This is a genomic window from Granulicella sp. 5B5, assembly GCF_014083945.1.
In the GTDB taxonomy this organism is placed as follows: domain Bacteria; phylum Acidobacteriota; class Terriglobia; order Terriglobales; family Acidobacteriaceae; genus Granulicella.
On record NZ_CP046444.1, the window covers coordinates 2,066,529 to 2,093,096 of the forward strand.

21 protein-coding genes are annotated in these 26,568 nt (G+C 60.0%); 11 read left to right on the plus strand and 10 right to left on the minus strand.

The window, feature by feature from the left end; translation table 11 throughout:
* Window positions 1–11: 11 nt before the first annotated feature.
* Window positions 12–1,931, minus strand: coding sequence for an alpha-L-arabinofuranosidase A (locus GOB94_RS08665; RefSeq protein ID WP_255483755.1), 1,920 nt, complete (start codon window positions 1,929–1,931; stop codon window positions 12–14).
* A 64-nt stretch (window positions 1,932–1,995) separates the two neighbouring features.
* Between GOB94_RS08665 and GOB94_RS08670 the strand changes: the two genes are divergently transcribed.
* Both GOB94_RS08670 and GOB94_RS08675 read left to right on the plus strand, forming a co-directional pair.
* The gene (locus GOB94_RS08670; protein ID WP_255483756.1) at window positions 1,996–2,502 is read left to right on the plus strand and encodes a nucleoside deaminase; all 507 of its coding nucleotides are present in this window, start codon (window positions 1,996–1,998) and stop codon (window positions 2,500–2,502) included.
* 55 nt (window positions 2,503–2,557) lie between these two features.
* Window positions 2,558–2,818, plus strand: a complete 261-nt coding sequence (locus tag GOB94_RS08675; RefSeq protein WP_182275564.1) for a hypothetical protein — start codon at window positions 2,558–2,560, stop codon at window positions 2,816–2,818.
* A gap of 9 nt (window positions 2,819–2,827) precedes the next feature.
* Here the strand turns inward: GOB94_RS08675 and GOB94_RS08680 are convergent, their stop codons facing one another.
* The gene (locus GOB94_RS08680) at window positions 2,828–3,322 is read right to left on the minus strand and encodes a cupin domain-containing protein (protein WP_182275565.1); all 495 of its coding nucleotides are present in this window, start codon (window positions 3,320–3,322) and stop codon (window positions 2,828–2,830) included.
* 422 nt (window positions 3,323–3,744) lie between these two features.
* Between GOB94_RS08680 and GOB94_RS08685 the strand changes: the two genes are divergently transcribed.
* The 5 genes from GOB94_RS08685 to GOB94_RS08705 all read left to right on the plus strand — a co-directional run bounded on the left by GOB94_RS08685 (window position 3,745) and on the right by GOB94_RS08705 (window position 8,536).
* Complete coding sequence (locus GOB94_RS08685) at window positions 3,745–5,052, plus strand: NCS2 family permease (protein ID WP_182275566.1); 1,308 nt, start codon at window positions 3,745–3,747, stop codon at window positions 5,050–5,052.
* A gap of 123 nt (window positions 5,053–5,175) precedes the next feature.
* Window positions 5,176–5,610 carry an OsmC family protein gene (locus GOB94_RS08690; protein ID WP_182278536.1) on the plus strand — a complete coding sequence of 145 codons (435 nt, stop codon included), beginning with the start codon at window positions 5,176–5,178 and terminating at the stop codon, window positions 5,608–5,610.
* A 97-nt stretch (window positions 5,611–5,707) separates the two neighbouring features.
* Window positions 5,708–6,322 carry a sigma-70 family RNA polymerase sigma factor gene (locus tag GOB94_RS08695; RefSeq protein WP_182275567.1) on the plus strand — a complete coding sequence of 205 codons (615 nt, stop codon included), beginning with the start codon at window positions 5,708–5,710 and terminating at the stop codon, window positions 6,320–6,322.
* Window positions 6,319–7,656: a hypothetical protein gene (locus tag GOB94_RS08700; protein ID WP_182275568.1), complete on the plus strand. Its 1,338-nt coding sequence runs from the start codon at window positions 6,319–6,321 to the stop codon at window positions 7,654–7,656. Before GOB94_RS08695 ends, GOB94_RS08700 begins: the two co-directional genes overlap by 4 nt.
* Window positions 7,657–7,741: 85 nt before the next feature.
* Window positions 7,742–8,536, plus strand: a complete 795-nt coding sequence (locus GOB94_RS08705) for a hypothetical protein (protein WP_182275569.1) — start codon at window positions 7,742–7,744, stop codon at window positions 8,534–8,536.
* 70 nt (window positions 8,537–8,606) lie between these two features.
* On the opposite strand, the gene GOB94_RS08710 is transcribed toward GOB94_RS08705, so the two are convergent.
* Window positions 8,607–9,566, minus strand: coding sequence for a cation diffusion facilitator family transporter (locus tag GOB94_RS08710; protein WP_346265614.1), 960 nt, complete (start codon window positions 9,564–9,566; stop codon window positions 8,607–8,609).
* 49 nt (window positions 9,567–9,615) lie between these two features.
* Window positions 9,616–11,484: a thiamine pyrophosphate-binding protein gene (locus GOB94_RS08715; protein WP_182275570.1), complete on the minus strand. Its 1,869-nt coding sequence runs from the start codon at window positions 11,482–11,484 to the stop codon at window positions 9,616–9,618.
* A gap of 163 nt (window positions 11,485–11,647) precedes the next feature.
* Here GOB94_RS08715 and GOB94_RS08720 point away from each other — a divergent pair, with 163 nt between their 5' ends.
* On the plus strand, window positions 11,648–12,436 hold the full coding sequence (locus GOB94_RS08720; protein WP_182275571.1) for a glycosyltransferase family 2 protein: 789 nt from the start codon (window positions 11,648–11,650) through the stop codon (window positions 12,434–12,436).
* A 155-nt stretch (window positions 12,437–12,591) separates the two neighbouring features.
* Here GOB94_RS08720 and GOB94_RS08725 read toward each other — a convergent pair whose 3' ends face one another.
* From GOB94_RS08725 to GOB94_RS08740, 4 genes are all read right to left on the minus strand, one after another.
* Window positions 12,592–13,218 (minus strand): outer membrane beta-barrel protein, encoded by a 627-nt coding sequence (locus GOB94_RS08725; protein WP_182275572.1) that lies wholly within the window; start codon window positions 13,216–13,218, stop codon window positions 12,592–12,594.
* 499 nt (window positions 13,219–13,717) lie between these two features.
* Window positions 13,718–14,947, minus strand: a complete 1,230-nt coding sequence (locus GOB94_RS08730; protein WP_182275573.1) for a hypothetical protein — start codon at window positions 14,945–14,947, stop codon at window positions 13,718–13,720.
* Window positions 14,948–15,103: 156 nt separating this feature from the next.
* The gene (locus GOB94_RS08735) at window positions 15,104–15,415 is read right to left on the minus strand and encodes an SEL1-like repeat protein (RefSeq protein WP_182278538.1); all 312 of its coding nucleotides are present in this window, start codon (window positions 15,413–15,415) and stop codon (window positions 15,104–15,106) included.
* A 181-nt stretch (window positions 15,416–15,596) separates the two neighbouring features.
* Window positions 15,597–16,277 (minus strand): hypothetical protein, encoded by a 681-nt coding sequence (locus tag GOB94_RS08740; protein WP_182275574.1) that lies wholly within the window; start codon window positions 16,275–16,277, stop codon window positions 15,597–15,599.
* Window positions 16,278–16,626: 349 nt separating this feature from the next.
* Here GOB94_RS08740 and gyrA point away from each other — a divergent pair, with 349 nt between their 5' ends.
* On the plus strand, window positions 16,627–19,422 hold the full coding sequence (gyrA, locus tag GOB94_RS08745; protein ID WP_182278539.1) for a DNA gyrase subunit A: 2,796 nt from the start codon (window positions 16,627–16,629) through the stop codon (window positions 19,420–19,422).
* 261 nt (window positions 19,423–19,683) lie between these two features.
* Entirely contained in the window at window positions 19,684–21,087 is a 1,404-nt protein-coding gene (locus GOB94_RS08750; protein WP_182275575.1) for a HEPN domain-containing protein, read from the plus strand.
* A 228-nt stretch (window positions 21,088–21,315) separates the two neighbouring features.
* Here GOB94_RS08750 and GOB94_RS08755 read toward each other — a convergent pair whose 3' ends face one another.
* A complete protein-coding gene (locus GOB94_RS08755) occupies window positions 21,316–21,813 on the minus strand; it encodes a hypothetical protein (protein WP_255483758.1) in 498 nt (165 codons plus the stop codon).
* 257 nt (window positions 21,814–22,070) lie between these two features.
* On the opposite strand from GOB94_RS08755, the gene GOB94_RS08760 reads away from it, so the two are divergent.
* Window positions 22,071–22,565 (plus strand): hypothetical protein, encoded by a 495-nt coding sequence (locus GOB94_RS08760; RefSeq protein WP_182275576.1) that lies wholly within the window; start codon window positions 22,071–22,073, stop codon window positions 22,563–22,565.
* A 217-nt stretch (window positions 22,566–22,782) separates the two neighbouring features.
* On the opposite strand, the gene GOB94_RS08765 is transcribed toward GOB94_RS08760, so the two are convergent.
* On the minus strand, window positions 22,783–26,253 hold the full coding sequence (locus GOB94_RS08765; RefSeq protein ID WP_255483759.1) for a carboxypeptidase-like regulatory domain-containing protein: 3,471 nt from the start codon (window positions 26,251–26,253) through the stop codon (window positions 22,783–22,785).
* Window positions 26,254–26,568 lie beyond the last annotated feature (315 nt).

Consider the following 26,568-nt stretch of genomic DNA (forward strand, 5'->3'; position numbering starts at 1 on the left):
TCCATTACTGATTACTGGAGCGGAATCTCCATCACCTCAATCGTGTAGGGTGCCAGCGTGCGCTCCAGCTTCGCGCCGGTAAACCGCGCCTCTCCGTTCATCGGATGAATGCGCTCCGGATCAGTAATGGAGTTGGTCGCCTCGAAGCTCGCCGCGTGCATCGTCGTGGTCTTCGCAACGTGCGCTCCCGTACCGAGTCCCTTCAAATCGAGCGCCAGCGCTTCAGGAGCGCTCGAAGCGTTCACCAGTTTCACGTAGAGGTTCTTGTCGTCCTTCGTCACTGAGTAGTAGAAACGCTCATGCGCTCCCTCAATCTTGCTGGGTGGCTGGCTCGTGCCGATGTGCGAACCGAACATCACCTGCGCGTAGTAGCTCGGCGAGCCATAGCTCTTCAGCGCGTCGTAGCCGATCAGGTCCGTCGGCCACTGCATTGCGCCGGGGTTCACATTCACCAGCAGCGGCGCGTAGCTCGCCATCACGATCAGGTCGCTGTTGTGCTCCATGCTGGTCATCCACGCGGCGTCGCCCAACGCATCACCAAAGTTCGGCGTCGGCGAGCCGGACCGCGTGGCCCATTCACCCACAAACACCTTGGGGCCAGTGCGCGGAGCGTTGTCATAGTGGCCCACCAGGTTGAACATGTCCGACGGACTCTTGTAGTAGTGGTCGTCGATCACATCCGGCTCGGCGCCTTCATTTTCCTTTACTGGCGCCGTCGCAATTAGCTTGTACTGCGGATACTTCTTGCGCAACGCCAGTGCAAACTGCGCAAATCGTGCATCGTAGCTACCGGTTGTGTCGAACCAGTCCTCGTTGCCGATCTCGATGTAGTGCAGCGGAAACGGCGCTGGGTGGCCGTCCTTTGCACGCTGGGCGCCCCACTTCGTGCTCACATCGCCGGTCGTATACTCCACTTCATCGAGCGCGGCCTGCACATACGGCTCAAGGTCCTTGCCGGGCTTCGCAATCTGGTGCCGCAATGCATAGCCCGCATACACCGCGAGCACCGGTTCCACGTGTAGGTCTTCGGTCCACTCCAGAAACTCCAGCAGGCCAAGTCCGTCGGTCGACCAGTAAGTCCAAGGTGCCTGATGCCCGGGACGGTCCACTAGCGGGCCGATCGTCTCCTTGAAGTTGTACCAATCCTTCATGGTGTCGCCTTCAAGATAGTTGCCGCCAGGCAGGCGTACAAAGTGCGGGTGCATCGCCGTCATCTTCTCCATCAGGTCGATGCGCAGACCGTTCGGTCGATTGTTGTACGTCGGCGGAAAGAGCGTCGCCAGCTGCAGCCACAGCGAGCCGGGCTTCGCAACGGTCAGCTGAAGGTGGTTCTTCGCCGACTCCGTCGCCGCGCCCACCTTCAGTGCATACTTGTACTCCTTCCACGCATTGCCTTCGACGGGCACCGTGGTCTCCGCCAGCACCGCGCCGGTGTCGTCGCTGATAAGCTTCGCCGTCACCGGGCCTACGCCGTCACTCTTTGCATAAAAGCTGCCGCGATACGTTGTGCGCCGCCGCACTGGGATGCCCCAGTAGCCCGCGTTGCTCACGCCAGCCTCGCTGCCCTTCGATGCCGCCTCGACCGTGAGCTTCAAACTGGTGGGCAGCGCCGCACTCGGACCAGTCTCCTTATCCAGCTTCACCGATGCGGCAGCGTCGCCGTTACGGATAAGGTCCCAGCTCTCCACGCCGTCCCAGTTGTTGCGGAAGGTGTGGTTGCTCAGCAGCTGCGCGTAGAGGCCGCCATCGTACGAGTGGTTGATCTCCTCTGTCATCAGGCCGTAGAGCATTGGGCTGACGGGCTTGCCTGAACCCTGGGTGTCGATCGTCAGCGTCGCCGGCGCGGTCTGCGCGACACAGGGGAGAACAAACGCGGCAGCTGCGCACGCGCAGGCGGCAACTCGGACCATCGCAGTAAGTCGGGGCATCATGGAGTTCATCTCGCAAAAAGGATTGGTGACGGCACGCGGAAATTGTACCCGAGAAAGCGTTTTCTTGGCTCGCTGCCGTTCACTCTTCCACTCCCGCCCCCACGATATCCTCATCTATGTGACCACACCCGACTACGCTGCCATGCTCCGTACCGCCTACGAAGAAGCCCAGACCGGCCTTACTGAAGGCGGTCTCCCCATCGGTGCCGCTATCTTCCATCGCGACGGCACGCTCGTCAGCCGCGGCCACAACCGGCGCGTGCAGCTCGGCGACCCCAGCATCCACGGCGAAACCGACGCCTTCCGCAACGCCGGCCGTCAAACCAGTTATCGCGACCTCATCATGGTCACCACGCTCGCGCCCTGCTGGTACTGCTCTGGACTGGTGAAGCAGTTCGGCTTTCAGACTGTCGTCATCGGCGAGAGCGTGAATTTTTCCGGTGGCGAATACTGGCTGCGCGAGCAGGGCATCGAGATCATCGACCTCGCCGACCCCGCGTGCATCGAGATGATGCGCACGTTCATCGCCGAACACCCCGCGCTCTGGAACGAGGACATCGGCGTCGGCTAACGGCATTGACATTCCAATACGCCCGTCGCAACCTACTCACAGTGAGGTGTTCATTATGGCCCAGCTTGAAGTGCCCGAAAAGTACGCCGCAGAACTTCAGGAGCTCGCCCTGCGCGACGATCGTGCCATTCAGGACATTCTTGCCGAAGCGATGGACGCCTATCTCTCCTTCCGATTTACCGAACCACAACTCACAGCCGTGCAATCCCAGCGTCTGCAACACAGCCTGGCTCAGGCCGAGCGGAGAGAGCTGGTCTCTGAACCGGAGGTCGAAGCTTTCTTCGACGACTGGGAGAAGGAAGCTCGCCTGCAATAGCTTTGCGGATCAGCGATTCGTCAAGGCACGAACCCGCTCGGCCTCACCCGGCCACTTCGCGATCAACTCCTCGGCGCTGGCGTCCTGATAGTCCACAAACTCAAAGCCGGGGCTCACCGTGCAGCCCAGCAGCGCCCATCCTGCGGGTTTCAGTAATCGCGACCCCTGCCATACTCCGCGCTGCACCACGTGCTGCAGCTTCTGCCCTGCTGCAATGTCCTTGCCGATCACCGTCACCTGCGTTGAGCCATTCGCAAACAGCTGCAGCATCTCCACCGCATCGCCCAGATAGTGGTGGAATATCTCGTCGCTCTGCAGCGTGTGCATCTCGCTGAAGGTCGCCGGCTCCAGCAGGTAGTAGATCGCTGTCGACGTGCGCCGCGGCCCGTCGTAACGCTCATCCACCGCCACCCACTCCGGCGCCTTCCACGTGCGCACGTACCAGCCTCCTTCGCGTGGATGAGGCTGCAAACTCAGTAGCTTCTTCACCTCGTCTGCTGTCATGCCTTCATCCTAACGCCTTGGCATCGACCGGGCCGGTGCTCATTCGGTAGCGCGCACATAGCCGTGGGCGTTCACCGCCACCCCGCCGACCACTGCGTATTCAACTTTGGCGTCGGCGAACGCGGCTAGGAGTGAAATCTGCTTTTCGTTCATCGATGTCGAGTCCCCGCATCCGGTACATGCGTCTGGTCAGTTCCGTCGCGGCGGCAAGCCGTTCCGGAACGCTCTTCCGGCTCCAGTAGATACGTTGCTCCGTCCGTGCTCCGCCATGACTGAGTTTTCGCGGGGCGAAGAGCCATGCGCCTTCGGTCGTCGTCTCTATGCAACTGATGATAGGACAAGTTGAGTTGCAGAGTTTCCACTCAGGTATCCTGTTCTCGCCACCCAAAATCCCCGCACCTCGAAGGGCCCTTCCGCCGCGCATGAGAGCTAGCCTCGAACGCTACTTCAAGTTCACCGAACACCAGGCCACTTGGCGCATGGAGATGCTCGCCGGCCTCACCACCTTTATCACGATGGCCTACATCATCTTCGTGAACCCTGCGATCCTCTCGCAGACCGGGATGCCGCTCGCCGCCGTGACCACCAGTACCTGCCTCTGCGCGGCCTTCGGCAGCATCCTCATGGGCGCACTCGCCAACTACCCACTCGCGCTCGCGCCGGGCATGGGCCTCAACGCCTACTTCACCTACACGGTCGTCAAGGGCATGGGCGTCAGCTGGCAGACCGCGCTCGGCGCCGTCTTTCTCTCCGGCATCATCTTTCTGCTGCTTACCTTCGGAGGCATCCGCCAGCGCCTCGTCGCTGCCATTCCGCACCAACTGCACGCGGCCGTCGCCGGAGGCATCGGCCTCTTCATCGCCTTCATCGGCCTCGTCAACAGCGGCATCATCGTGCGCAGCGCCGCCACCACGGTCACACTCGGCGATCTGCACCAGCACGCCCCACAGCTCGCCGTCTTCGGCATCCTGCTCATCGCCATCCTGCAGGCCTATAAGGTCAAGGCGTCGATGCTCATCGGCGTCCTCGGTACACTCGCCGTGGGCATCCTCTTCCATCAGGTCAAATACCAGCCCAGCACTTTCAACCCGCTCGCCATCCGCGCCACCTTCATGCACCTCGACATCCGCGGCGCGCTGAAGATGAACGCGCTCGAGATCATCTTCGTCTTCCTCTTCGTCGACCTCTTCGACAACATCGGCACGCTCGTCGCCGTCACCGAACGCGCCGGCCTCATCAGCGAAGACCACACCATCCCGCGCCTCGACAAGATCTTCTTCGCCGACGCCACAGCAACCGTCGTAGGCTCACTCGCCGGCACCAGCACCGTTACCAGCTACATCGAGTCCTCAGCTGGCGTCGCAGCCGGTGGCCGCACCGGCGTCACCGCCATCACCACTGGCATCCTGTTTCTGCTCGCCATCTTCATCGCGCCCGTCGTCGGAGCCATCCCCGACTTCGCCACCGCTCCCGCACTCATCCTTGTCGGCGCGCTCATGGTCGCCGGCGCTGCGCGCATCGACTGGGACGATCCCTGCATCGCCATACCCAGCTTCCTCACGCTCATCACCATTCCGCTAACATACTCGATCGCGACCGGCCTCAGCTTCGGCCTCATCAGCTTCGCAGTGCTCGAGCTCGCCACCGGTCGCGGCCGCCGCCAGCACTGGATGCTCTACCTCCTCGCTCTGATCTTTCTCTCCCGCTTCATCTACCTGCACGCCAGTTAGAGCTAGAATCCTTGTGTCGCCACTGGTATCGTGGCGCAACTCAGCGCCAACTTTGCGCACTCTGCGTGAGCGCCTTTTGCACGCACCCTGCACTACCCATTTCGCATCTGAACCATCAAGGAGATTCACATGGACCGCAAAGCATCAGCCCTCTGGAACGGCGACCTCAAGTCCGGCCACGGCGCTATCACCACCCAAAGCAACACGCTCAAGGACACGCAGTACAGCTTCAAGAGCCGCTTTGAAGAAGGCACCGGCACCAACCCCGAAGAGTTGATCGCCGCCGCTCATGCCGGCTGCTACTCCATGGCCTTCGCCAACATGCTCGCCACCGAAGGCTTCGTCGCCACCTCGGTCGACACCACCGCAGTCGTCACACTCGACCCCAGCACACCCGGCGGCCCCACCGTCACCAAGATCCACCTCATCAACAAGTCCTCCGTCCCCAATATCGACCAAGCCAAGTTTGAAGAGCTCGCAGCGAAGGCCAAGGCCGGTTGCCCCATCTCGCGCCTGCTCGCCGCCGCCACCATCACCCTGGACGCAACGCTCGCATAAGCGCACCTCATCTTCAGATTGAAAACCCGCCTTCCCGGCGGGTTTTTTTGTGCCTGCTACCTAACCGTTACTCGAACCCCGCTGTCTAACCCGGCGAATGGAGAATACAGAGCAAGAGGCGATACGGCGAATTCTCGCCGGTGATCGGGATGCGTTTCGCGTTCTGATGGACCGCCATCTGCCAGCGGTTCTCCGCATGACATACCGCATCACCGGTAATTCGGTCGATGCCGAGGAAGCTGCGCAGGAGGCTTTCCTGCTGGCTTATCAGAAACTGCCCGGCTTTCGTGAACAGGCAGCCTTCGGAACGTGGGTCTATCGCATCGCTATGAACTGTTCGTTCGATCTCGTCAAGCGCCGTACCCGTGATCTCGGCTGGAACGCCGTGCCGCTCGATCCGGGTCCCACTGCTGACAACCTCGCCGTCTCGCGTGGCGCCTCTCCCGAAGCCGAGCTCCTCGCTGGCGAAGCGCTCCAGCGGCGCGAGCGCGCCATGCTTACGCTTACCCCCATGGAACGCACCGCCTTTGTCCTTCGCCATCTGGAAGAGCAGCCTGTACGCGACATCGCTGAAGCTCTGGGTGTACCCGTCAACTCCGCCAAGCAGGCCATCTTTCGGGCCGTCGCCAAGCTGCGTCGCGAACTCACGCCCCACTCCTCCACGACCTCTGCAGATATCCGCCCACCCGTCTTCGTCAAGGAGTCCCGATGAGCCCTCTCGACTGGTTCACCTCCGACCATTTCACCCAGGACGACCTCATCGCGTATCACCTGCACGATCTCTCCCCGCGCCGTGCGCGCAGGCTCCGCCGCGCTCTTGCCTCCAACACCGCGCTCGCTGCCGAATCCGCTGCGATTCTCGCAACACTCGAGGCCTTTCCGCGCGACGAGCCAACGCCCGCGCTCGACACGGCCGGGCTCGACCGCTATTGGGCAGCGCTGCGACCGCACCTCGCTGTACAGGTCGCACCTCCGGCGACAACTTTGCCACAACTGCACGCAGGCTGGATCAGACCGCTCCTCCTCGCCACCGGCGTCACGGCGTTCACTTCAGTTGGAATTGTGCTGGCGTCGTTGCATTGGAAGCACCAGCAACAGGACACGATGGCCGAAGCTCCACCCAGGCCGGCGCTTATCATCGCACCTCGCACACGGCCTGCGTTCCCAGACTCAGGGCACACGGTCGCTCACATCCTTCCATCGCTGACGAACGAACGACCTACAGCACCGCTGCCTGTTCTGCACGCGCAGCTTGAACCCTTACTTGGCGGCAGCTGGATTGGCCCGCAATCCCCAATGACCGCCGCCTCGTTACCGCCAGCGGAATCGCTACCTATCGCAGTGAGCCCGCCAGTGCCATCAAGCACCACGTCGAACACTTTCCCTGTTTCACCTGCAGCATCAACAACTCTCAGTACAGCGCAGAACGTCAAGCACCACAACCATCGCGAAGATCTGACACTAGGCATCTTCGGCAACCTCATCGCCGGCCGCTCTTGGAACACTGCAAGCACCGTGACTACGGGCAATGACTTCCACGCGCAAGGCGCTACACCGGCTGTCGGCGCACTGGCATCCTTCCATCAGCAGTTTTCACCCCTCTTCGGCTACAGAATTACCGGCGCCTACTCGCGGCCTACGCTCAGCTATAGCTATCAGGCAGCAGCCTCGACCGCCGCGCAACCCGGCTCCAGCACCATCACCACGCAGATCCTGGAGTTTTCAGGAACCTACACCGTGCTGGGCCCGCATACGCACCGCTTGCATACATCTGCCGAGGCTGGTGGCGGCCTGCTCATCTTTCATCCAGCGGAGCCGGGCACATCCATCAACTCCGTCGCGCGGCCGGTTGCCATTGCCGGTGTCGGCGCGGAGCTTGCAATCACCCAGCACCTGGGTCTGCGCGCTCAATACCGCGCCCTTGTCTTCGAGACCCCCGACTTTCACGATCCGAGCTTTCCTGTGCCCATCACCACAAGCGTCGTCCTCAGCAGCCAACCCAGCATCGGCATCACCTATCACCTCGGGAAATCACACTCCGATTAGCTCTCACCTCCGTACGACCGAGGCATCCTGCGCAGAGCTTCCGCTGCTGCACCCTTCTCTCGCAAACACAACCCTGGAGCATCCCGTGAATCGCCCTGCACCCATCGTCCTTGTTGGTCGTTCAATCCTCGCCGCGCTTGTCCTCATCTGCTTTTCAGCACAGGGCTGGTCGCAGACGTCCCCCTTCCTCGCGGCCTTCAGCTCATCCAACTCATCGTTGCCCAGCTCTGAAGCCCCAGCCCCGTCTCTGCCTCCGGCATCTGCGCTCATCGCAGGGCCGCACGTAGAGACCTCCTTGTCGCTCGGCGTGTTCCCTCAACTCACCGCCACACGCATCACCGCGCCCTCAAACGGTGTCTCCACCGAAAGCCTTACGCCCTCCGCGGGCGTGCTCGGCACCTTCCGCCAGAGCTTCAAACCCTGGCTCGGCTACGCGGTCAACATGGGCTACACGCGTGCCTCCGAACACTACACCGACAACGCCGGCACCGGTTCCGCCGGCACTGCCAGCAACGTATCCATTCCAGCGAACGTATACGAGTTCAGCGCAAGCTACGTTACAGAAAAACACATCACGCCACGGCTTACCGCCTTCGCAGATGTGGGCGGAGGCATGATCGTCTTCCTGCCCGTGCATCGTGGAGCCGACGCGATCAACTTCGTCCCGAGCCGCGCCTATGTCCCCTTCACCAACTACCGCCCCGCAGGCGTGGCAGGCGTCGGCTTCGACTACCGTCTGAACCGGCACCTCGGCATGCGCGCCGAGTACCGTGGCCAGCTCTACAAGTACGCCGACTACGGCAACGCCCTTCCGCGCAACTACACTGTCACCAGCGAGCCCACCCTCAGCCTCACGTACAACTTCGGTCCCAGCAAGTAGCAGAGACAGCCAAGCCCACCGAGGTGGCGGGCTTCCGTCTTTCTCTATCCTCCACACTCTATCTCCCGCCTTAGTGTGCGTGGCTATGGCTGTGGCTATGCCCATGATGATGGTGCGAGTGCCCATCGATCACATCCGGCTTCGGCGGCGAGCTGCAACCATCCACCGTCGGGCAGTCGGTGATCTCCACCTGGATCGTCGAGTGTTGAATCCCGTAGTGGTCGCGCAGTTCGTGGTTCATCCGTTGCAGCAGCTCTTCGCACTCGGCCAGCTGCATCTCGATCACCTGCACATGGCAGGCCAGCGCATGGCTCTGCGACGTCAAGCTCCACACATGCAGGTCATGCACATTTACCACACCATCCACACTCTGCATGGCCGCGCGAATCTCCGCCAGGTCGATGCCCCGCGGCGTGCCCTCCAGCAGGATGTGCAGCGTTTCCTTCACAATGCTCCACGAACTCAGCAGGATCATCACCGCAATAATCACCGACAGCAGCGGATCGATCCACTGCATATGCGTCAGCGCAATCAGCACACCGCCAACAATCACCGCCGCGGTCGAAAGCGTATCGCCGAGCATGTGCAGAAACACACTGCGAATATTCACATCCCCGGAAAACTTCCAGAGCAGTCCAGCGATCACACCATTCATCAAAACACCAGCGGCAGCCACCATCATCATCAGGTGCGGTTCCACCATCACCGGATGAAAGAACCGCTGCGCCGCTGTCACCAGAATCCACACCGCCAGCACCATCAGGCTCAGCGCATTCACAAACCCTGCCAGCACCCCGGCTCGCTGATACCCAAAGGTTCGCTGATCGGTCGCCGGCCGGGTCTGCAACCACACCGCAACGAAGCTCAGCCCCAACGCCGCAAAGTCTGACACGTTATGCCCAGCCTCGGAGAGCAGCGCTAGCGAGTGCGCCCGCAACCCGAAGAACAACGTCGCCGCGATATACAGCGCCGTCAACGCCAGCGAAAACTTCAAAATCCGCTGCATCCCACCGCTCGGCTTCGCCTGCATGTGCATACCTATAGTGTAGAACGGGGCGCGTCGAACCCAGCGAAAATCCCTACTCCAGGCTCTCAGCCATCGGCTTCACGATCATGTTCTCCATAAACTCCTCACGCGATAGGAACGGAAACAGATCCTCCAGCGGCTTGGAAACAAACGACCCATCCGCGCGCTGATAGCTCTGCAGCCGCGGCGCGCGCACCTCATCCGGAATCACGCGCACATCCACCACCACAGGCCCGGGCATTGCCAGCACCTCGCGTACCTGCTCACGCAGCCGCGTCTGGTCGTGGATCACATACGCCGCAATGCCATACGACTCAGCCACCTTCGACAGGTCCGGCACCGTGATCCCCGTCGCCGCGTCCGCGCCAATCAGCGCCGAGCCGAAGTACGCCTTCTGCGATGCGCGGATCGATGCATAGCCATCGTTGTTCAGCACAAACATCTTGATCGGTAGCCCCAGCCGCCGCACCGTCTCCAGTTCCTGAATGTTGAACTGAAACCCGCCATCGCCATCGACGAGAATGGTCTGCTCCGCGCCCGCCTGCGGGCTGCCTTTCGGCATCTGGCCAGCGCCAATCGAAACCGCAATCGACATCGGCAACCCATAACCCATCGACCCGAGCCCCGCCGTATGAAAGATGCGCTGCCCCACGCGCGTCGGGCACGCCAGCAGAAAAATCTCAATCCCCGACCCTGAGCTGCCCGAAACCAGCTTGTCCGTTTGCTTGCTCTCCGTACCAATCACCTCGGCCAGGTTGTAAATCGACACCAGCCCGCTCGGCTGCCGGTGCTCATCGGTCACCACGTCATAGCGCGTCTTCCAAACCGCCGCACGTTTGTTCCACGCAGCCCATCGCGCATGGTCGAGCGTCACCAGCTTCAACTGCGCCAGCAACTCATCCAGAAATGCACCGCAGTCCGCCACCACCGGCTGCTGCAGATGCGGCGCCAGCTTCTTCAACTCTGCTGGGTCGATATCGACAGCCACCTTATGCGCCTCGCGCGCCACGTTCTGCGGAGCGTACCCCGTGATCGCCATATCCAGCCGCGCTCCCAGCACTAGCAGCAGATCGCAGTTCTGCAGCGCGAAGTTTGCACCACGCGCAGCCACATTGCCCGGCCTGCCGACAAATGTAGGCACATCGCTCGGCACCAGGTCTGCCGCACACCACGTCGCGACTGTTGGAATATCCAACAGCAGCCGCAGCTCCGTAAACTGCTGCTCCGCGCGCGCCAACCGCGTGCCATTGCCGACAAACAGCAGCGGCCGCTCCGCCTGTCGCAGCTTCTCGACCACGCGCGCGACCTCGTCCTTCAAATTCTCATTCGCACCCTGCGCTGCATACTCGCTCGCATCGAAGCCGAGCAGCGTCTCCGGCTCAGGAATCGGTGTCGCCTGCACATCCAGAGGAATGTCGATCCACACCGGCCCTGGCCTGCCGTTCATCGCCAGCCAATACGCCTTCTCCAGCTCATAGCGAATCGAAAGCGGATCCAGCACCGTCACCGCATACTTCGTAATCGGCCTCACGATCGACACAATGTCGATCTCTTGCACACCCAGCTGCCGCATGCCCAGCGGCTCGCCCGTCACCGCATCGAACATGCGGTCCGGCCGCTTCACCTGGCCAGAGAGGAACATCGTCGGCGTCGAATCCAGCCACGCGCCCGCAACACCAGTCACCGCATTCGTGCTGCCCGGCCCGGTCGTCACCAGCGCCACACCCAGCCCGTTCACCGTCTTCGCATAGCTCTCAGCGCCCATCGCCGACGCCTGCTCGTGCGAGTTACACACCGGCGTAATCCTCTTCTCCTGCGCCAGCGACGCGTTCAAATGCATCGCGCCCCCGCCCGTCACCAAGAACACATGCTTCACGCCGAGATCGGCCACAAACTGGAACACGTAATCAGAGAGCTTCATATCGCTCTATCGTAAACACTTATCGTGCCTGCGAGACACCTTCCTCACCACAAGTCCTGCCCATCCCGCATCACCGGTTCACCCGGAACCAAGCGGGTTACCCGTTGTCAATTCCCGGCGAAATTCGCCCGATTGAAACACTCCGCCAGTAGCATCAGTCCTTATGAGACTTAGCTTCGTAGTCCCTGCGTACAACGAAGAAGCCTACCTCCCGGCCTGCCTCGACTCGATCCTCGAACAAACCCGCGATCTACCCCCCGGCACCACCGAGATTATCGTCGTCAACAACGCCTCCACCGACCGCACCCGCGAGGTCGCGCTCAGCTATCCCGGCGTCATCCTCGTCGACGAGAACCGCAAGGGCCTGCCCTACGCCCGCCAGGCCGGCTTTGCCGCAAGCTCCGGCTCGCTGGTCGCCCACGTCGACTCCGACTCCCGCCTCACCCCCGGCTGGGTCAAGCAGGTGCTCACCACCTTCGACGAGCACGAAGCAAAGCTCGAACAGTCAACCAGCAAGCGGCCACTCGTCGCGCTCTCCGGCCCCGTCGTCTACTACGACCTCACGCCCCGCCAACGCCTCTACGTGCATGTCTTCTACATGATCGGCTGGGGCACCTATGCCATCAATCGCTACATCCTGCGCGTCGGCTCCATGGTGCAGGGCGGCAACTTCATCACCAGCCGCGAGGCGCTCGCCGAGATCGGTGGCTTCAACACCGCCATCACCTTCTACGGCGAGGACACCGACATCGCACGCCGTCTCCACGACGTCGGCGAGGTCCGCTTCACCTTCGACCTTAAGATGTTCTCCTCCGCACGCCGCCTGAAGAACGAAGGCATGTTGACCATGGCCGCCCGTTACTCTATCAACTACCTCTGGACGACCTTCTTCAAGCGACCCTTCACGAACACGCACATCGACATCCGCGAAGAGATCCAGCCCGAAGCGTAAACCACACACCCGCAACACTAAAGGGCGCCATCAGGCGCCCTTTCCACTTCCTATCTCTCTTATCCCTACTTGCTAAGAAGTAGGCAGCTTTATTTGGTTGCTGAATTGAGCACACAACCACCGGCTCTTTTCATCTCTACCGTTGGAGCAGGGGATTAGTTGGTCGCGGGCGGTGGAGGCTGCTGGTTCTTGGGCGCTCTTTCGGGTCGCGAAGCCGGCAGAATCCACTGCCGCCCCTTGAGCTTGTGGCTACCGATACCGAACCGATACGCCACACCAACGGTCACCACCAGCGGCGTCAGGCCGCTCTGAAGCTGCCGCCCGGAGAACCAGTTCTGGTACTCGAAGTCGCCGCGCACGTTCAGCCACGGCTTCACACTGTAGTCCACGCCGCCACCGCCCACAATCATGTTGTATGCGATGTTGAAGTAGCCGTTCGGAAAGTTCAGAACGCCGCGGCCATACAGGCCCTTGATGTAAGGCTTCAGCGCTCCGCGCGGCTTCAGCAGGTAGCGCCCGCCCACCTCATAGGTGCGCTCGTAGAGATCGCTCTGCGCATCGTTCAGCTGATGGAAGTCCAGTTCCAACCCGACGTGTTTCATAAAGTCGAAGTCCGCGTAGAACGCGCCACCCTTGATCTTGGTGTTTGCGGTCTTGTAGTTCGAGTAGTCTGAGGCCGCGAACGAGAAGCCGCCGCCGACCTGAATATCGCTCGCGTTCGACGCCGTCACCAGCGCCTGGCCGTGCGCAGCAGCGCCGCCCCACGTGAGAAGGCAGGTCAAAAAGCAGGTTGCGAGGTTTCTCCGGATCGTTCTGCAAGGCAGAAAACCAAGCAGCATGCGGTTCAAAACGTGCAAGGGTGACTCCAGTGTCATATAGACATGAACTTCATAAGATTAGAGGAAAAGTTCAACAGGGATGCTGATTGGTGGCCGTCAGCCGATTTTAGCAACGTTCTCTATCATTCTCTGCAAAAAATCGGTGTGCTCACACTCATTGGATAAGACATCCGGCAGTGCAGTCTACGAAGTCTCTATTGTCGCATGATGACTTGCTCTGTATTCTGCAAGATGCATCCCAGCCCGTCAAGAAAATCTGCCGCTCCGGCATGCCCCTTTGCAGTGATTGCGCTCCTGATCTGCACTTCGAGCGATGGCAGCGTCGGCGTGTCACCAACCAGCAGCCTATGCAGTCCCACGCGACACCTTCAAACACCGCGGCCTGCACCGTTGCGATGCATGCCGCGCTTTTTCTACTCACTACTCCCCCACTCACAACCGCCTAGACCAGCTCCGCCTCGGCCTCATCCAGCTCACTCGCATAGTCATTTACCTTCGGGAACGCCAACCGCAGCGGCGCGCCCAGGCCGCGTACACCGAACGTACGGATCAGGTTGATGCAACCGGTCAGCAGCTTCGGCGCCCGGCCATCCGGCCACAGCTCCGCGAACGACTTCATCTGGCCATCACGGTCCGGATGGAACGCACGCTCATCCCAACGCTGCCATCCCGGCATAAAGTCCGGAAAGTCCGTGATCGCATTCAGCGTCGAAGCCAGGATGCGCTGCTCCCAGCGCTCCTGGTACTGGTCCATAAAGTGCACGTGGCTGCGCTTCTCCACGCGGACCTCGTACACAAACTCCGTAAAGCTCGCCGCCTTGGTCAGGTTGATGTTCGCGTTCGGCTCCAGCCCGTGGCGGTCGCCACCGGAGATCGCCAGATGCCCGGCCTCTCTCGCCAACCGCACCACTTCGCGGTTCTCACGAGCATGCCGCAGGCCGTTCAGCTCGACAGCATGGATCGTCTCGCCCGCCTCCCGCATGAACCGCTTCACCTCGGCCACATGCGCCGCGCCCGCCTTATGCAGATCCCACAGCGGGTGGTTGAACACGATCAGCACCTGCGGCTCGTCATGCAGCTCGCGCAACATCTGCAGCAGCTTCGCATCGCTCTCAGCCGAGCAGGGCTTGTGCCCCTCGCCGATCGCCAGCTTCGGCCGAGCCTGCGCCGTGAACTCCTCGAACCGCTTCATCCACGCCATGCCGTCGGCGCTCTTCAGGTTGTGGATGCCCAGGTGGAACGTCGTCCCGCCATACGGAGCAGACCACTCCACGCTCACCGGAATGTGCCGCGAGCTCGGCACCGTGCGCAGCAGCATCGCCGCCTCAACCGTGTCGTGGTCCGTAATCGAGACCAGCGAGTTCAGGTTCAGCCGCTGGATCTGGCGCGACTCCAGGTCATACGCCATGCGCGGCTGCAGCGGCGGACGCCAGTTTGCGCGCTCGAAGTCCAGCTTGATCCCATGCTTGTCCGACCGCTTCTGATAGTGGTCGAAGACGGACTTCATCGCCGGGAACACCACGAACATAGCGTGAATGAACCCCAGCGTCTCCTCAGAAATGCTTGTATGGCTGTGCAGGCTGACGCCGGTCACGTACGGCTCGACCGCCGTCGGGTCCTGCCAGTTCATCGTGATCTGTGTCTTCAGCGTCTTCTTGGTCCCGGTCTGCATTGCGCCCTCCGCAGGTCTGCCTTCCTGCTTATGAGTGTCGTCAATGAACGCGAACAGCCTGTGACCGCCAGAAGAATAGAAGCTTAATTTTCGCCAGTTCCTCGCCAGATACCCCCCGTATCCAATGCCGGACAAACTATTTAGGGGCGGACAGCCCTACCGTCTTAAAGTTTTGATACGCTGCTGTGCCTCAGCAAGTTCGGCAGGACTTAGACCAGCGGCCAGAAGATTTGCGCGCGCAGACGCGGACTTGTCTCCCTGCGCCGCTGCAAGCATGGCCCAATAGTAAGCACGAGACTTGTCGACGCTAAATCCAATGCCCAGGTCATACATGGCGGCCAGCGCATTTTCGGCGGGAGCAAAGTCGATAGCCGCTGCCCGCAAATAATAATGCTCTGCGAGTTCTAAATCTTTGGTGACACAGGTCCCCTGTTCGTACATAGACCCAAGTTTATACAGCGTCGCCATTCCATATTTCCTGTGGGCTTCCCGTACAGCCTGGGTCACAGGTGACACTTTCAGTGATTCCAGAAGCGCTCACGCACGGACCGGCCGGCGCAGCTCCTTGAGCCAATAGACCGTGGGCATAGGCCATCGCCAGCGGTAAAATCAGAAGGTTTCGCATACCAAAGCTCATGGGGGCTGTCCTTCAATTGGCGGTTGAATGCGCGTTGAACTCGGCAGGCGTTATTTCCTTCCAGACCTGCGGTGGAGGAACTGGAGCAAAGTATGTGCCGCCAGTCCATTGGGTACCATCGGCGAAGTAAAAGCTACTGAATCGAAGTTCCGCTTTCGTAATTTCGTCGGCAGCGGAATAAACCTGCTGTTGTTCGTAGGAGGCTCTTTCGGGTTCGACTTGAAAGCTCATAGTTGAGCCAGGCAAAAAGCTTACTTCCACTTGCTTTTCTATCGCGCTAGGAATCGGGGCTAATGTGCCGTCTTTTCTTCTAAATGCAACCAGTGGTCGCCGGCCGAGGCTGATCGCAGAAGTCATGTACGGATGCTGCGAGGTACCATCGCCAGTTTCAGGGAACCATACAGTGAGCGTCCCGTAAACGAGTTCCTTGGGCGAGATGTTCTTCACATCGACTCTAATTTTGCCCAGCCAGTTTCCTGTAAGGCGCACGGGTGTTCCAAATGAGACTTTCTTGCCTTCGATCGAGATACCTACTACTTGGATCGGGGCATTAGTCATGTCGTTTCTAAGTGTGAACACGATCTCCGACTGCGAAGCGCTGTCAGCCGCATCTGGTTTGACACTCTGACCGCTGGCGCACGCTAAGGGCAGTGAAAGTTGCAAACTAACTAAGAAGACGATTGTTGGCCACAAAATGACAACTCCGTGATGAAGATTTCAGTTGGAAGGGCGGTGAAGTATAGAAGCCGGTCAGAGTGCAGTTTCTGGGTCAAACTCAACAGGAACAGAAAAAGACTACAGTTCCGCCTTTCTACCCCCCCCACCCGATGTCAAGGAATTTCTCCAGATTTCAGTTGGTAAGAGAACTAGGGAGTCTGAACTATTACAATGGAGGTTGAATGGCAGACGATCAGAACAACCTCCCGCTTGGCGCCGACGACAACATAAACCCCTCTCCGCAGGACGCAAACTCCAACAACCCGCCCCCGGCGGAGCTGGCGGCGACGGCCCCACCGCGCCCACCGGCCCCGGCGCCCTCGTCATGTTGTCCATCAACATCGAGGAGGAGATGCGTCGCTCCTACCTCGACTATTCCATGTCGGTCATCATCGGCCGCGCCCTGCCCGACGTCCGCGACGGCCTCAAGCCCGTTCATCGCCGCATCCTCTACGGCATGCAGGAGATGGGTCTCCAGTTCAACAAAAAGTACACCAAGTCGGCCAAGGTCACCGGCCACGTCATGGGTAACTACCACCCCCACGGCGACTCGGCCATCTACGACACCATGGTCCGCCTCGCGCAGCCCTTTTCGCTGCGCTACCCGCTCATTGATGGCCAGGGCAACTTCGGCTCCGTCGACGGCGACCCCCCCGCCGCCATGCGTTACACCGAGTCCCGCATGACGCGCCTCTCCTCCGAGATGCTCGCCGACATCGACTCCGACACCGTCGACTTCACCCCGAACTACGACGAGTCCACCACCGAGCCGACCGTCCTCCCCGCGCGCTTCCCCAACCTCATCGTCAACGGCGGCACCGGCATCGCCGTCGGCATGGCAACCAACATCCCGCCACACAACCTCACCGAGGTCCTCAACGCGACCATCGCTCTGCTCACGCGCGATAAAGCCGAGACCCGCACCGACCTTGAGCTTGTACTCGAGCACGTAAAAGGCCCAGACTTCCCCACCGGCGGCTTCATCTACGGCAAGACCGGCATCCCCAACGCCTACCGCACCGGCCGCGGTCGTTTTATGATGCGCGCCAAATGCGGCAAGGAGAACATCTCCGGCGGACGCGAAGCCATCATCGTCACCGAGATCCCCTACCAGGTCAACAAGTCTGTCCTCATCAAGCGCATCGCCGAGCTCGTCACCGAAAAGATCATCGACGACATCTCCGACGTCCGCGACGAGTCCGACCGCGACGGCATGCGCATCGTCATCGAGCTCAAGCGCGGCGCCCAGATGGAGATCGTGCTCAACCAGCTCTACAAGCACACCTCCATGCAGGAGAGCTTCAGCATGATCTTCCTGGCCGTCCACAACGGCCAACCCAAGGAGCTCCCACTCGACAAGGCCATCCACGCCTTCATCGACCACCGCATCGACGTCGTCCGCCGCCGCACCGCCTTCCTGCTCAACAAGGCCCGTGACCGCGAGCACGTCCTGCTCGGCTACCAGATCGCGCTCGACCATCTCGACAACGTCATCAAGATCATCCGCCAGTCGAGCAGCCGTGCCAACGCCCGCGAAAACCTCTTCAGCTACTTCAGCAACAAGCGCATCACGCTCAACGGCGCCGAGCTCGCGGGCATCACGCTCGACCCCGCCAAGTACAACATCGACCTCCTCGGCGGCAGCGTCTCCGCGCAGCTCGCCAACGCCTCTGCCGGCACGCTGATCCTCAGCTACAAGCAGATCGACGCCATCCTGGAACTGCAGCTCTACCGCCTCACACAGCTCTCCATCGACGAGCTCCTCAACGAGCTCCGCCAGGTCCGCGACAACATCGCCGAGTACGAGTCCATCCTCGCCTCCGAGCGCAAGCTCCGCACCGTCATCCGCAAGGAGCTCGAAGACGTCCGCGACAAGTACGGCGACGCACGCCGCACCACGATCCTCGACGAGTCAACAGAGCTCACCCTCGAAGACCTCATTCAAGATGAGCAGGTCGCCGTCACCGTTAGCAACACCGGCTACCTCAAGCGCACGCCCATCACCACTTACCGCCAGCAGAAGCGCGGCGGCACCGGCCGCATTGGCATGAAGACCCGCGAAGAGGACTTCATCTCGCAGCTCATCATCGACAGCACGCACGCCTACCTGCTCTGCTTCACGAACACCGGCCGCGTCTACTGGCTCAAGGTCTACGAGATCCCCGACGTCGGCGCCGCCGGCAAGGGCAAAGCCATGGCCTCGCTCGTCGACCTCCAGCCCGGCGAAAAGGTCGTCACCATCCTCCCCGTCCGCGACCTCGTCGAAGAGAACAAGTACGTCCTCTTCGCCACCCGCAACGGCACCGTCAAAAAAACCGCGCTCAAGGACTTCTCCAACGTCATGGCCCGCGGCATCATCGCCATCGGCATCGACAAGGACGACGAGCTCGTCACCGCCCGCATGACCGACGGCGAGCAGATCATCTTCCTTGCCACCCACGAAGGCATGGCCATCCGCTTCGACGAGAAGGACCTCCGCTCCATGGGCCGCCCCGCCTTCGGCAACAAGGGCATCACGCTCAAAAAGGGAGACTACGTCATCGGCGCCGCCGTCACGCCATCGAACGAGGCCCGCAACAAGGCCCGCCTCGAACGCGCCAAAGCCGCCGGCCTCACCTCGCAGGTTGAAAAGGTGCTCGACGAAGCCAACGACTCCGCCGCAGCCCAGCCGCTCGCCCTCGCCGAGGCGGACGACACACCCGCAGCCCCCGTCGTCTCCGACGAGGTCGCCGCAAAGCTCGCCAAGCTCGACGAAAAGCTCGGCCTCACCCCCTGCCTCATCCTCTCGGTCTCCGAGAACGGCTACGGCAAGCGCACCGACGTCGACGCCTACCGCCTCCAGACCCGCGGCGGCAAGGGCGTCATCAACATGAAGACCACCTCCAAGATCGGCAAGGTCACCGCGATCAACCTCGTCGACGACACCACCGAGATGATGGTCATCAGCCAATTCGGCAAAATCATCCGCATCGACACCAAATCCGTCCGCTCCGCCGGCCGCTCCACCTCAGGCGTCAAGCTCCTCGACCTCGACACCGACGACAAGGTAGCCAGCGCCACCGTCATCCCACCAGACGACGCCAAAACCAACGGCAGCGACGGCGGCACGCTCCTGCAATAACGGTGCGCAAAGAGAACAGGCAAGGCTTAGAGCCTTGCCTGTTCTTTTTTGCTTGTCATCCCGTAGGGATCTGCTTCACCGGGACCACCTCAATTCCTCAATGGAGCGCACACTCCCGAAAGGCACGGTTGGTAGCCCCACGCTTTAGCGTGGGGTCTCATGGGCCAACACAAACCACACAAGAAATCCCAACTGCGCGGACTGAAGTCGCGCCGTTGTGTTTAAGCCTATGCTGGTAACAACTTCGGAGGATGGCCGCTGATGCGCCCCGGTTCAGTCAAAAGCTACGAGCTTTTAGATGTTTTCAGACAGGAATTTGAATCGGGGCTACTCTACGCCCGAGATTACTTACAGGCAAATCGCTATGTCGGCAATTTTTCAAACTGCGTGGAATTGACGTGGCACGAAAATGGTATGCCACGAACTTGGAATCGTCCCTATAACTGCCCTAAAGACTACGCGAGCATTTTCCAACCTAGTTGGTCTGACCTTCTCAACGATGAACAAGCTTCGCCACCTAAATTTGAGAAACTTATACATTTTTTCACGAAACATCAACGACTCTCCTCTTTCTTTCCCGTAAACCTAATCGATTCAAGCGCAAGAATAGTGATGCACTGCGCCTTGGGAAGGTATATCGCGCTAAATGGAACTGATTTCGAGGAAAATAGCTTCCTTGATATCTACAGGCCTTTGGAGACTTGGCTCATCGAACCCCTGCTACCAGGTTCAGTTTGGATACCCATCCTCTGGCAGAAGCTCAGTGTAGATCAACTTTCATTAGGAAACGGAACAAGTATCGAACGGATTGATGACGCACTTCAGCTAGCGAGGGGCTGGTCGTGGGATGGTTCTAACGATAGCTCCCTTGTTGAGTCGGGCGCAACCCACGCGTTCGTCTTTGAGAATCTGCAATTCGCAAATGATCACTACTTTGGAAATACGAACCTAGACTCTAAGGAACACCAGCCACTAATTGCTGAGATCGATCTCCTTTTCGCGTGCCTTAGGATTTGCTCGCACGCTCATACTGGATACTCACAGCTCATCATCGTCCCAAGAGGCTGGACGGACATCGGAAGACACACAGAGATGCCAATAAGGACCACCCACAGAAAAAGATACCCAACTTGGTTTGACACTGGCGTTTGGTCGTTAGCTGATGTTCCTTTGCTCGATGCAGACCAACTAACGGTAGCTAATGAGGTTTTTAGACGTCTTCGGGGGCTGATGCAGAGCAACCCGAGATTGGGCCTCGCCATCCGTAGACTCAATCAAGCATTCTTACGCGAAGACGAGCACGATTCCATATTGGACATCACTATTGGTATGGAAGCACTACTGTCAGACAGTAGTGAAGAAATCACTCATAAGCTTGCGCTACGTTTGGCAGCTGTAGTTAGCAAGTCCGAGGTCAGTGATCTGTCGGCCCGAACTATCTTCAAAGAAGTTAAATTGGTGTATCGGTTTCGTTCAGCTGTGATCCATGGCGACGTGGCTACAGTAACAAAAAGGTCTAGCATCGATAGGGAAGATGGAGGTACCTTTCCGACAGTTTATATTGCACTTGAACATTTTCGAAATCTTCTTAGAGCACTGGCCTTATTCCCAGAGTTTCTAGATGTTAGTCGTGTCGATTCAGAATTGCTCCTTGGGGGAATTTGAATGAGCGTCGATGAATAAAACTAACGATCTAAAATTAATTTTTCAGGACTAAGGCGACGGCATATACCTTTGGGACGCTATTCTTGGCGGGTAGCTCGCCCATCCTCATCGGGTGCCCCATTCATGACGTGCCGTTTGCGGCGTGAGTGGGGTTCCTTGCTGCCGCAGGCTGGAGTGAAGCGCAGCGCAACGACTGAATTGCCTTCCTCTCTCAGCCACAAATCTTCATTAGCCGACTGGCGGCAGCGCGATATCGTCTGCCACGTACGCATGCAGCAACTGGCCCTTTTTGATCTCCACATTCTTGCCGTGTTTAATCAGCCCGATCGGCCCAAACAGCACCGTCAGCACCACCGCGCCGGTCGTGCCGCTCTCGCCCTCTTTGCCCTTGGTGCCGCGTAGCTGCACCTTCGTCTCGCCCACCTTCAGGTAGTTCAGCCGCAGGTTCAACTCGCCCGCCTTGCCCATCATTCCCGACTTCTCCGCCTTGGTCACCTCGCCAAACGCATGAGCACCCGCCTTCACCACAACTACACCGCCCACCTTCAGGTCGTCCGTCAGGATCAGCGCCACCGGGTCACCCTCTGACGCCGTCTTCGAGCTCAGGTCGTCGGCAAACTGCAGGTTCACATCCTCCCCCTCGCGCAACATATATCGTCCGCTAGCATCCGGCCCATTCGAGGGAGCCGCAGCGGGAACCGGCGCCGCAGCCGTTACCGGCGCCACTGCTGGTGCAGGAGCAGTGCTACTCTGCGACGGGGCAGCAGCTGTCTGCTGGGAGAATGCGTAGGGAGTAAGAACCAGGGCGGGAGCAAGCAACACAGCAACAGCTTTCACGGATACCTCTCAGCACGTTCAGGGAATGGAATTGAGATTCAAGGCAGCTTAGTCTCCGCACGAGACTTCAGCAAGCAGAATCTTCAGCTTCTGAAGATTGGGCGTATCCTTTCGGGATCTGCATCTAAACTCACAGAGCGCCCACTATGACCCTACGCACGTCTCTCGCCACCCTTGCCGCCGCAGCCCTGCTCACCACTCCTGCGCTGTCCGCGGCTCCCAGACCGGCGCAGCCCCACGCGATCTCCCCCTGCGCGCTGCTGACCCCCGACCAGATCAAGGTCGTCCTAGGGACACCCGTCCTCAACGGCAAGCCGGGCACCAGCGGCGCCAGCCCCGGCTCAGCCGACTGCACCTGGGCCGACGCCCACGGCGAGACCCGCATCTACCTCCAGGTCAAGGACGCCACGCCCGACTACCACGACTTCCGCAACTCCATGCAGGCCACCGGACGCCTCGTCCCCGTCACCGGCCTCGCCGAGGACGCCTTCTACATCTCCGCCACCGGCTCCTCCGCAGCCCTCTACTTCCTCAAGGCCCACCACGTCATGCTCCTCACCGTCGATGGCGTCGGCTTCTCCAAGGCCCAGAACGAAGCCGCCGAACGGGGACTGGCCACCCAGGTCCTCCCGAAGCTCTAGTCCCGCAGTCCACCCCCAAACCACCTGCACCAAAACAAGTGCATTTGATCAGACCTTCACAAGTCCACCCCTAAACCCCACCAGCTCAGGACTTTAGATCAAAAAGTACGGGAGGGGAGGGGTGGGGGTAACACAGCGCAGAAACAGCAAAGGGGACGCGATCTTCATCGCGCCCCCTTTGGCTGTGAGGCTCATTGCATTAGCAGCGAAGCCCTGTTTAGAAGCTGAGTTTCACCGCCCCCTGGAAGATACGCGAGTTGCCCACAGGCGTGGCACTTGTCCCGCTGATCTGGCCGAAGGTCGATGAGCTCAGCGAGGCGGTCGGGGTGGTGAAGTTTGGATGGTTCAATACGTTGAATGCATCCAAGCGTAACTTCAGGATGATGTTGTGCTTCGTAATTGGGAAGTTACGCGTCAGGTTGGCGTCGAACTGATACTGCGGCAGTCCGCGGAAGGCGTTGCGGCTGATATTGCCGTATGTGCCATAGGCTGCGCAGGTCAGCGGCGTTGCTCCTGTGGGGCAGACCTGCGCGAAGGCCGCCGGGTTCAGATACTGCCGGTTCGCGACGCCCGAGGACTTGTACAGTTGGTGGCGGATGTAGACCGGCACTCCCGGAACCCGGTTCGGACGGTCGTTGCCGATATCCGTAAGAGAGTTGTCGACACCGGCCGTCACATTGACCGGCGCGCCGCTCGTGATGTGGGTCAACGGCGAGAACTCCCATCCATTGGCCAGGTAGCGCACCACATCGTTGCTGATGTGGAAGTGGCTTTCGGTAACCAACACGATGTTCTCGATGTGCCGGTAGTCCGAACCGCACGGGCCGTAGTCCATGCCCGGGTTATAGGGGTTTTCCACCGACGTGCCCGCATAATCACCCGACGCATCCACAATGTTCAGGCACTTGGACCACGTCCAGTTGGCCAGTAGGCTGAAGTCTGAAGATAGGCGGTGCTGCACAGTGGCGACCATTCCGTTGTAGTTCGACATTGCCGTAGAGGTGACGGCGTTGGAACCGCCGCCGCCGCCTTGGTAGCCGTCTCCCTGCGCCGGGTTCTGCTCCGTGAGGTAGAAGCGCTGGCGCTGGTTCCCGGTAGTGGAGCAAGCGGTACCGGGCTTGCCTGCACCCGCCGCACCCGCTGGGCCTGTAAGAACGACCGGGCCGCAACCTGTGCCGCCTGCGCCCCATACACCCGGGGTGTAGATCGCGGGACTGAGAGGTAGGCCTTCAGGTGCGTGTGTCGTCTTGTTGCCAATGTAATCCAGTTGCATCTCCCAACCATGCGGGAACTGGTGCTGTACGCTCGCGGTCCACTGCATGGTATACGGCGCCTTGAACTGCGGCGAGATTACAACGAACTGCGACTGCGAGAAGAAGATTGCCTGGCTGCCCGTTGGCAGGAACGGCAGTGGGAACGGATTGCTTGTGACTGCACCGACAGACCACGGGGCTGAGAAGGGAATCGGGCCTGAAGTCGCAGTCTGTGTCTGTGTGATGGCAGTGGCGAACGGCGGGTTTTGCTGCGTGCGCTGACCGGTGAAGAAGTTGACTTCGTCATAGATCAGCTCGGCACCGCCGCGAACGACGGTCCTCCCGTCGCCCTTCAGGTCATAGCTGAAACCCACATTCGGCGAGAACTGCCACGGCGTGTTATGCGCCAGCGACTTCGCCACGCCAGTGTCGCCATAGTAGAAGGAGCCCGCTGGCGCTGTGGGATATACAGTGCTGAACTGGTTGGCGACGAAGGCATTCATGTTGAACTCCGAGCCGCGGCCGAAGTAATCCACGGGGAAGTACTCCGGAGCCCAGCGGATGCCGGCTACCGCCGTGAGCCTCTTTGTGGCATGCCACGTATCCTGCGCATACAGGCTTGGAATGGGCGCACGGAGAGCGTTCTGCTGCTGCTTGCTCTGCTGGAAGGGCGGGGTCTGTCCACTGGCCGTCATCTGGCCCATCAGGAAGTCCAGATCGGCATCGCCGACCGTGGACGTAGTCCCCGGAGCCGCGCTGCTGCTGGCGGTGCCCCCAAACTCGAAGACGCCGTTCGACTCATACTGGTTGCCGATATTCAACTGATTGCGTACGAACTCGCCACCGAGGACGATTTGATGATTGCCGCGCACAAGGTTGACATCATCGGAGAACGAGAGCGAGTTGTCGTTGAAGTGTGAGACCGAGTTGGTGCCGCCGCCGATGGTGAACTTACTTGCCGCCACCAGATACAGACCGTAGGATTCGCCCTGGAAGACATTCACGCCGAGCGTCGCCGCGTTGATATCGCTGGGCGAGTAGCCGCGCACATTGACGCGTCGGGTAAGCGTGGTGTGTGCCGAGTTCACCGTGCGCGAACTGATGGTGAAGTCTTCGCCCATCGTGTAGCTCTGCGTCCGCTGGATGTTGCCAGACTGCGTGGTGACAAGAATGTTGCTTGCCTGGTAAGGCGCGGGCACCTGATAACCGTCGATGAAATAGCGTGCGTAGAAATGATTGCGGCCGTTGATCGTGTAGTCGACGCGCGTGTCGAACTCGTTGTCCGTGGTGACGGTTGGGATGTAGTAGCTCACAGCGCCGCAGTTGTTGGGATCGGTTGCCGCATTGGGCACGGGTAGATACTTGTACAGTGCCAGTGCTTGCGGATTGTATGTCGGCGTAGTTGCATACTTGTTGCCGGGTATGAGCGCACCCGACACCGGATCATACAGCTGTACAGTCTTTGTGGTGCAGGCATCTCCCGCCGTAACTGGGTCGGTGACAGAGTAGTCGCCCAAGAGGTTCGCCGCTGTGGGCACGAAGCCAGTAGCGTTGCTGCTTACCGTAGTGCGCTGATGCTGGTAGCCCGCAAAAGCGAAGAGCTTGTCCTTCAGAATCGGGCCACCAAAGGTACCGCCGTATTGGTTCTGGTGCAAGCCATCCTTTTGGCCGTTGGTCACATAAAACGGGATGGCGTTGATGTAATCGTTGCGCAGGAACTCGAAGGCGCTCCCGTGGTATTTATTGGTGCCCTGGTTTGTGACCACATTCACGAGGCCACCGGAGTGCATGCCGCTCTGCGCGCCGAGCACAGTGGATTCGACGCTAAACTCGGCAACCGCGTCGGGAAAGGGGAAGGGCAGATTGCCGTTGGACATATAGTCATTGTTGTCGCCGCCGTCCAGCCGCCACATGGTCGTGTTGCCCGCACCACCGGCGATCGAGACCGAGATCGTTGCGTAGGAGTACTTGCTGCCGGTAAAGTCGCCGGCCGGTGCTGGCGCCGCACCGCCAGCCAGCGTGATGAGGTCCGTCATATGCCGGCCGTTGAGCGGCATCTCCGTCACAGTCTGCCTGTCGATCGTCTGTTTGAACGTTGGGTCTTCTGTCTGCAGGGCAAGGGATGTTGTGGTGACTTCAATCTTCTGGTCTGTAGCGCCAATCTGCATGCTGGCGTTGACCGCGATGCTGCTGCCGACCTCCAACACGACGTTGTTCCGCTGGAAGGTCTTGAACCCCTGCATCATCACTGACAACGTATAGGTGCCGATTGGAATATTCGGGAACGCATAGACACCACCGCTGTCGCTGACGATGTTGCGCTTAATCTGTGTGGCGTTGTCGGTGAGTGTTACCTGGGCTCCGGGGATCACCGCACCTGTGGGGTCCGAAATCGTGCCCTGAATATTGCCGGTTCCGGCAACCTGTCCATACATGGCGCAAGCGCACAGTACCCAAACTCCAAGAAACGCCACCAGCAATCCCCTGCTCGCTGCAAGGGTCCTGGAAACAGAAGACTTCACACTCATCACTCGACCTCGAATAGTTCGATTTCAATTGCGCAATCGACGCATCTGATGGTGCCCGCGTTCAGTGCCGATTTTGTATTGCAACAATTTCGGGGAGAACTCTGAACCTGTTTGACACCTTTTGTCAAGCTCTGATCGTGCTTCGAACTTTCGTAGGCAATGATTCTTGTTGAACCATGTCCTTTCCAGGGTCATCCGTGCCGCACATCGGTCGCGATCCGG

Bases quoted from the DNA above. Each gene is read 5' to 3' on its own strand.
- gyrA (WP_182278539.1), top strand. From the start codon at position 16,627: ATGTTGTCCATCAACATCGAGGAGGAGATGCGTCGCTCCTACCTCGAC.
- GOB94_RS08700 (WP_182275568.1), top strand. From the start codon at position 6,319: ATGAGCCCTCTCGACTGGTTCACCTCCGACCATTTCACCCAGGACGAC.
- GOB94_RS08765 (WP_255483759.1), bottom strand. From the start codon at position 26,253: ATGTATGGACAGGTTGCCGGAACCGGCAATATTCAGGGCACGATTTCG.
- GOB94_RS08750 (WP_182275575.1), top strand. From the start codon at position 19,684: ATGCGCCCCGGTTCAGTCAAAAGCTACGAGCTTTTAGATGTTTTCAGA.
- GOB94_RS08715 (WP_182275570.1), bottom strand. From the start codon at position 11,484: ATGAAGCTCTCTGATTACGTGTTCCAGTTTGTGGCCGATCTCGGCGTG.
- GOB94_RS08730 (WP_182275573.1), bottom strand. From the start codon at position 14,947: ATGCAGACCGGGACCAAGAAGACGCTGAAGACACAGATCACGATGAAC.
- GOB94_RS08720 (WP_182275571.1), top strand. From the start codon at position 11,648: ATGAGACTTAGCTTCGTAGTCCCTGCGTACAACGAAGAAGCCTACCTC.
- GOB94_RS08680 (WP_182275565.1), bottom strand. From the start codon at position 3,322: ATGACAGCAGACGAGGTGAAGAAGCTACTGAGTTTGCAGCCTCATCCA.
- GOB94_RS08675 (WP_182275564.1), top strand. From the start codon at position 2,558: ATGGCCCAGCTTGAAGTGCCCGAAAAGTACGCCGCAGAACTTCAGGAG.
- GOB94_RS08760 (WP_182275576.1), top strand. From the start codon at position 22,071: ATGACCCTACGCACGTCTCTCGCCACCCTTGCCGCCGCAGCCCTGCTC.
- GOB94_RS08710 (WP_346265614.1), bottom strand. From the start codon at position 9,566: ATGCAGGCGAAGCCGAGCGGTGGGATGCAGCGGATTTTGAAGTTTTCG.
- GOB94_RS08685 (WP_182275566.1), top strand. From the start codon at position 3,745: ATGAGAGCTAGCCTCGAACGCTACTTCAAGTTCACCGAACACCAGGCC.
- GOB94_RS08665 (WP_255483755.1), bottom strand. From the start codon at position 1,931: ATGATGCCCCGACTTACTGCGATGGTCCGAGTTGCCGCCTGCGCGTGC.
- GOB94_RS08695 (WP_182275567.1), top strand. From the start codon at position 5,708: ATGGAGAATACAGAGCAAGAGGCGATACGGCGAATTCTCGCCGGTGAT.
- GOB94_RS08735 (WP_182278538.1), bottom strand. From the start codon at position 15,415: ATGGCGACGCTGTATAAACTTGGGTCTATGTACGAACAGGGGACCTGT.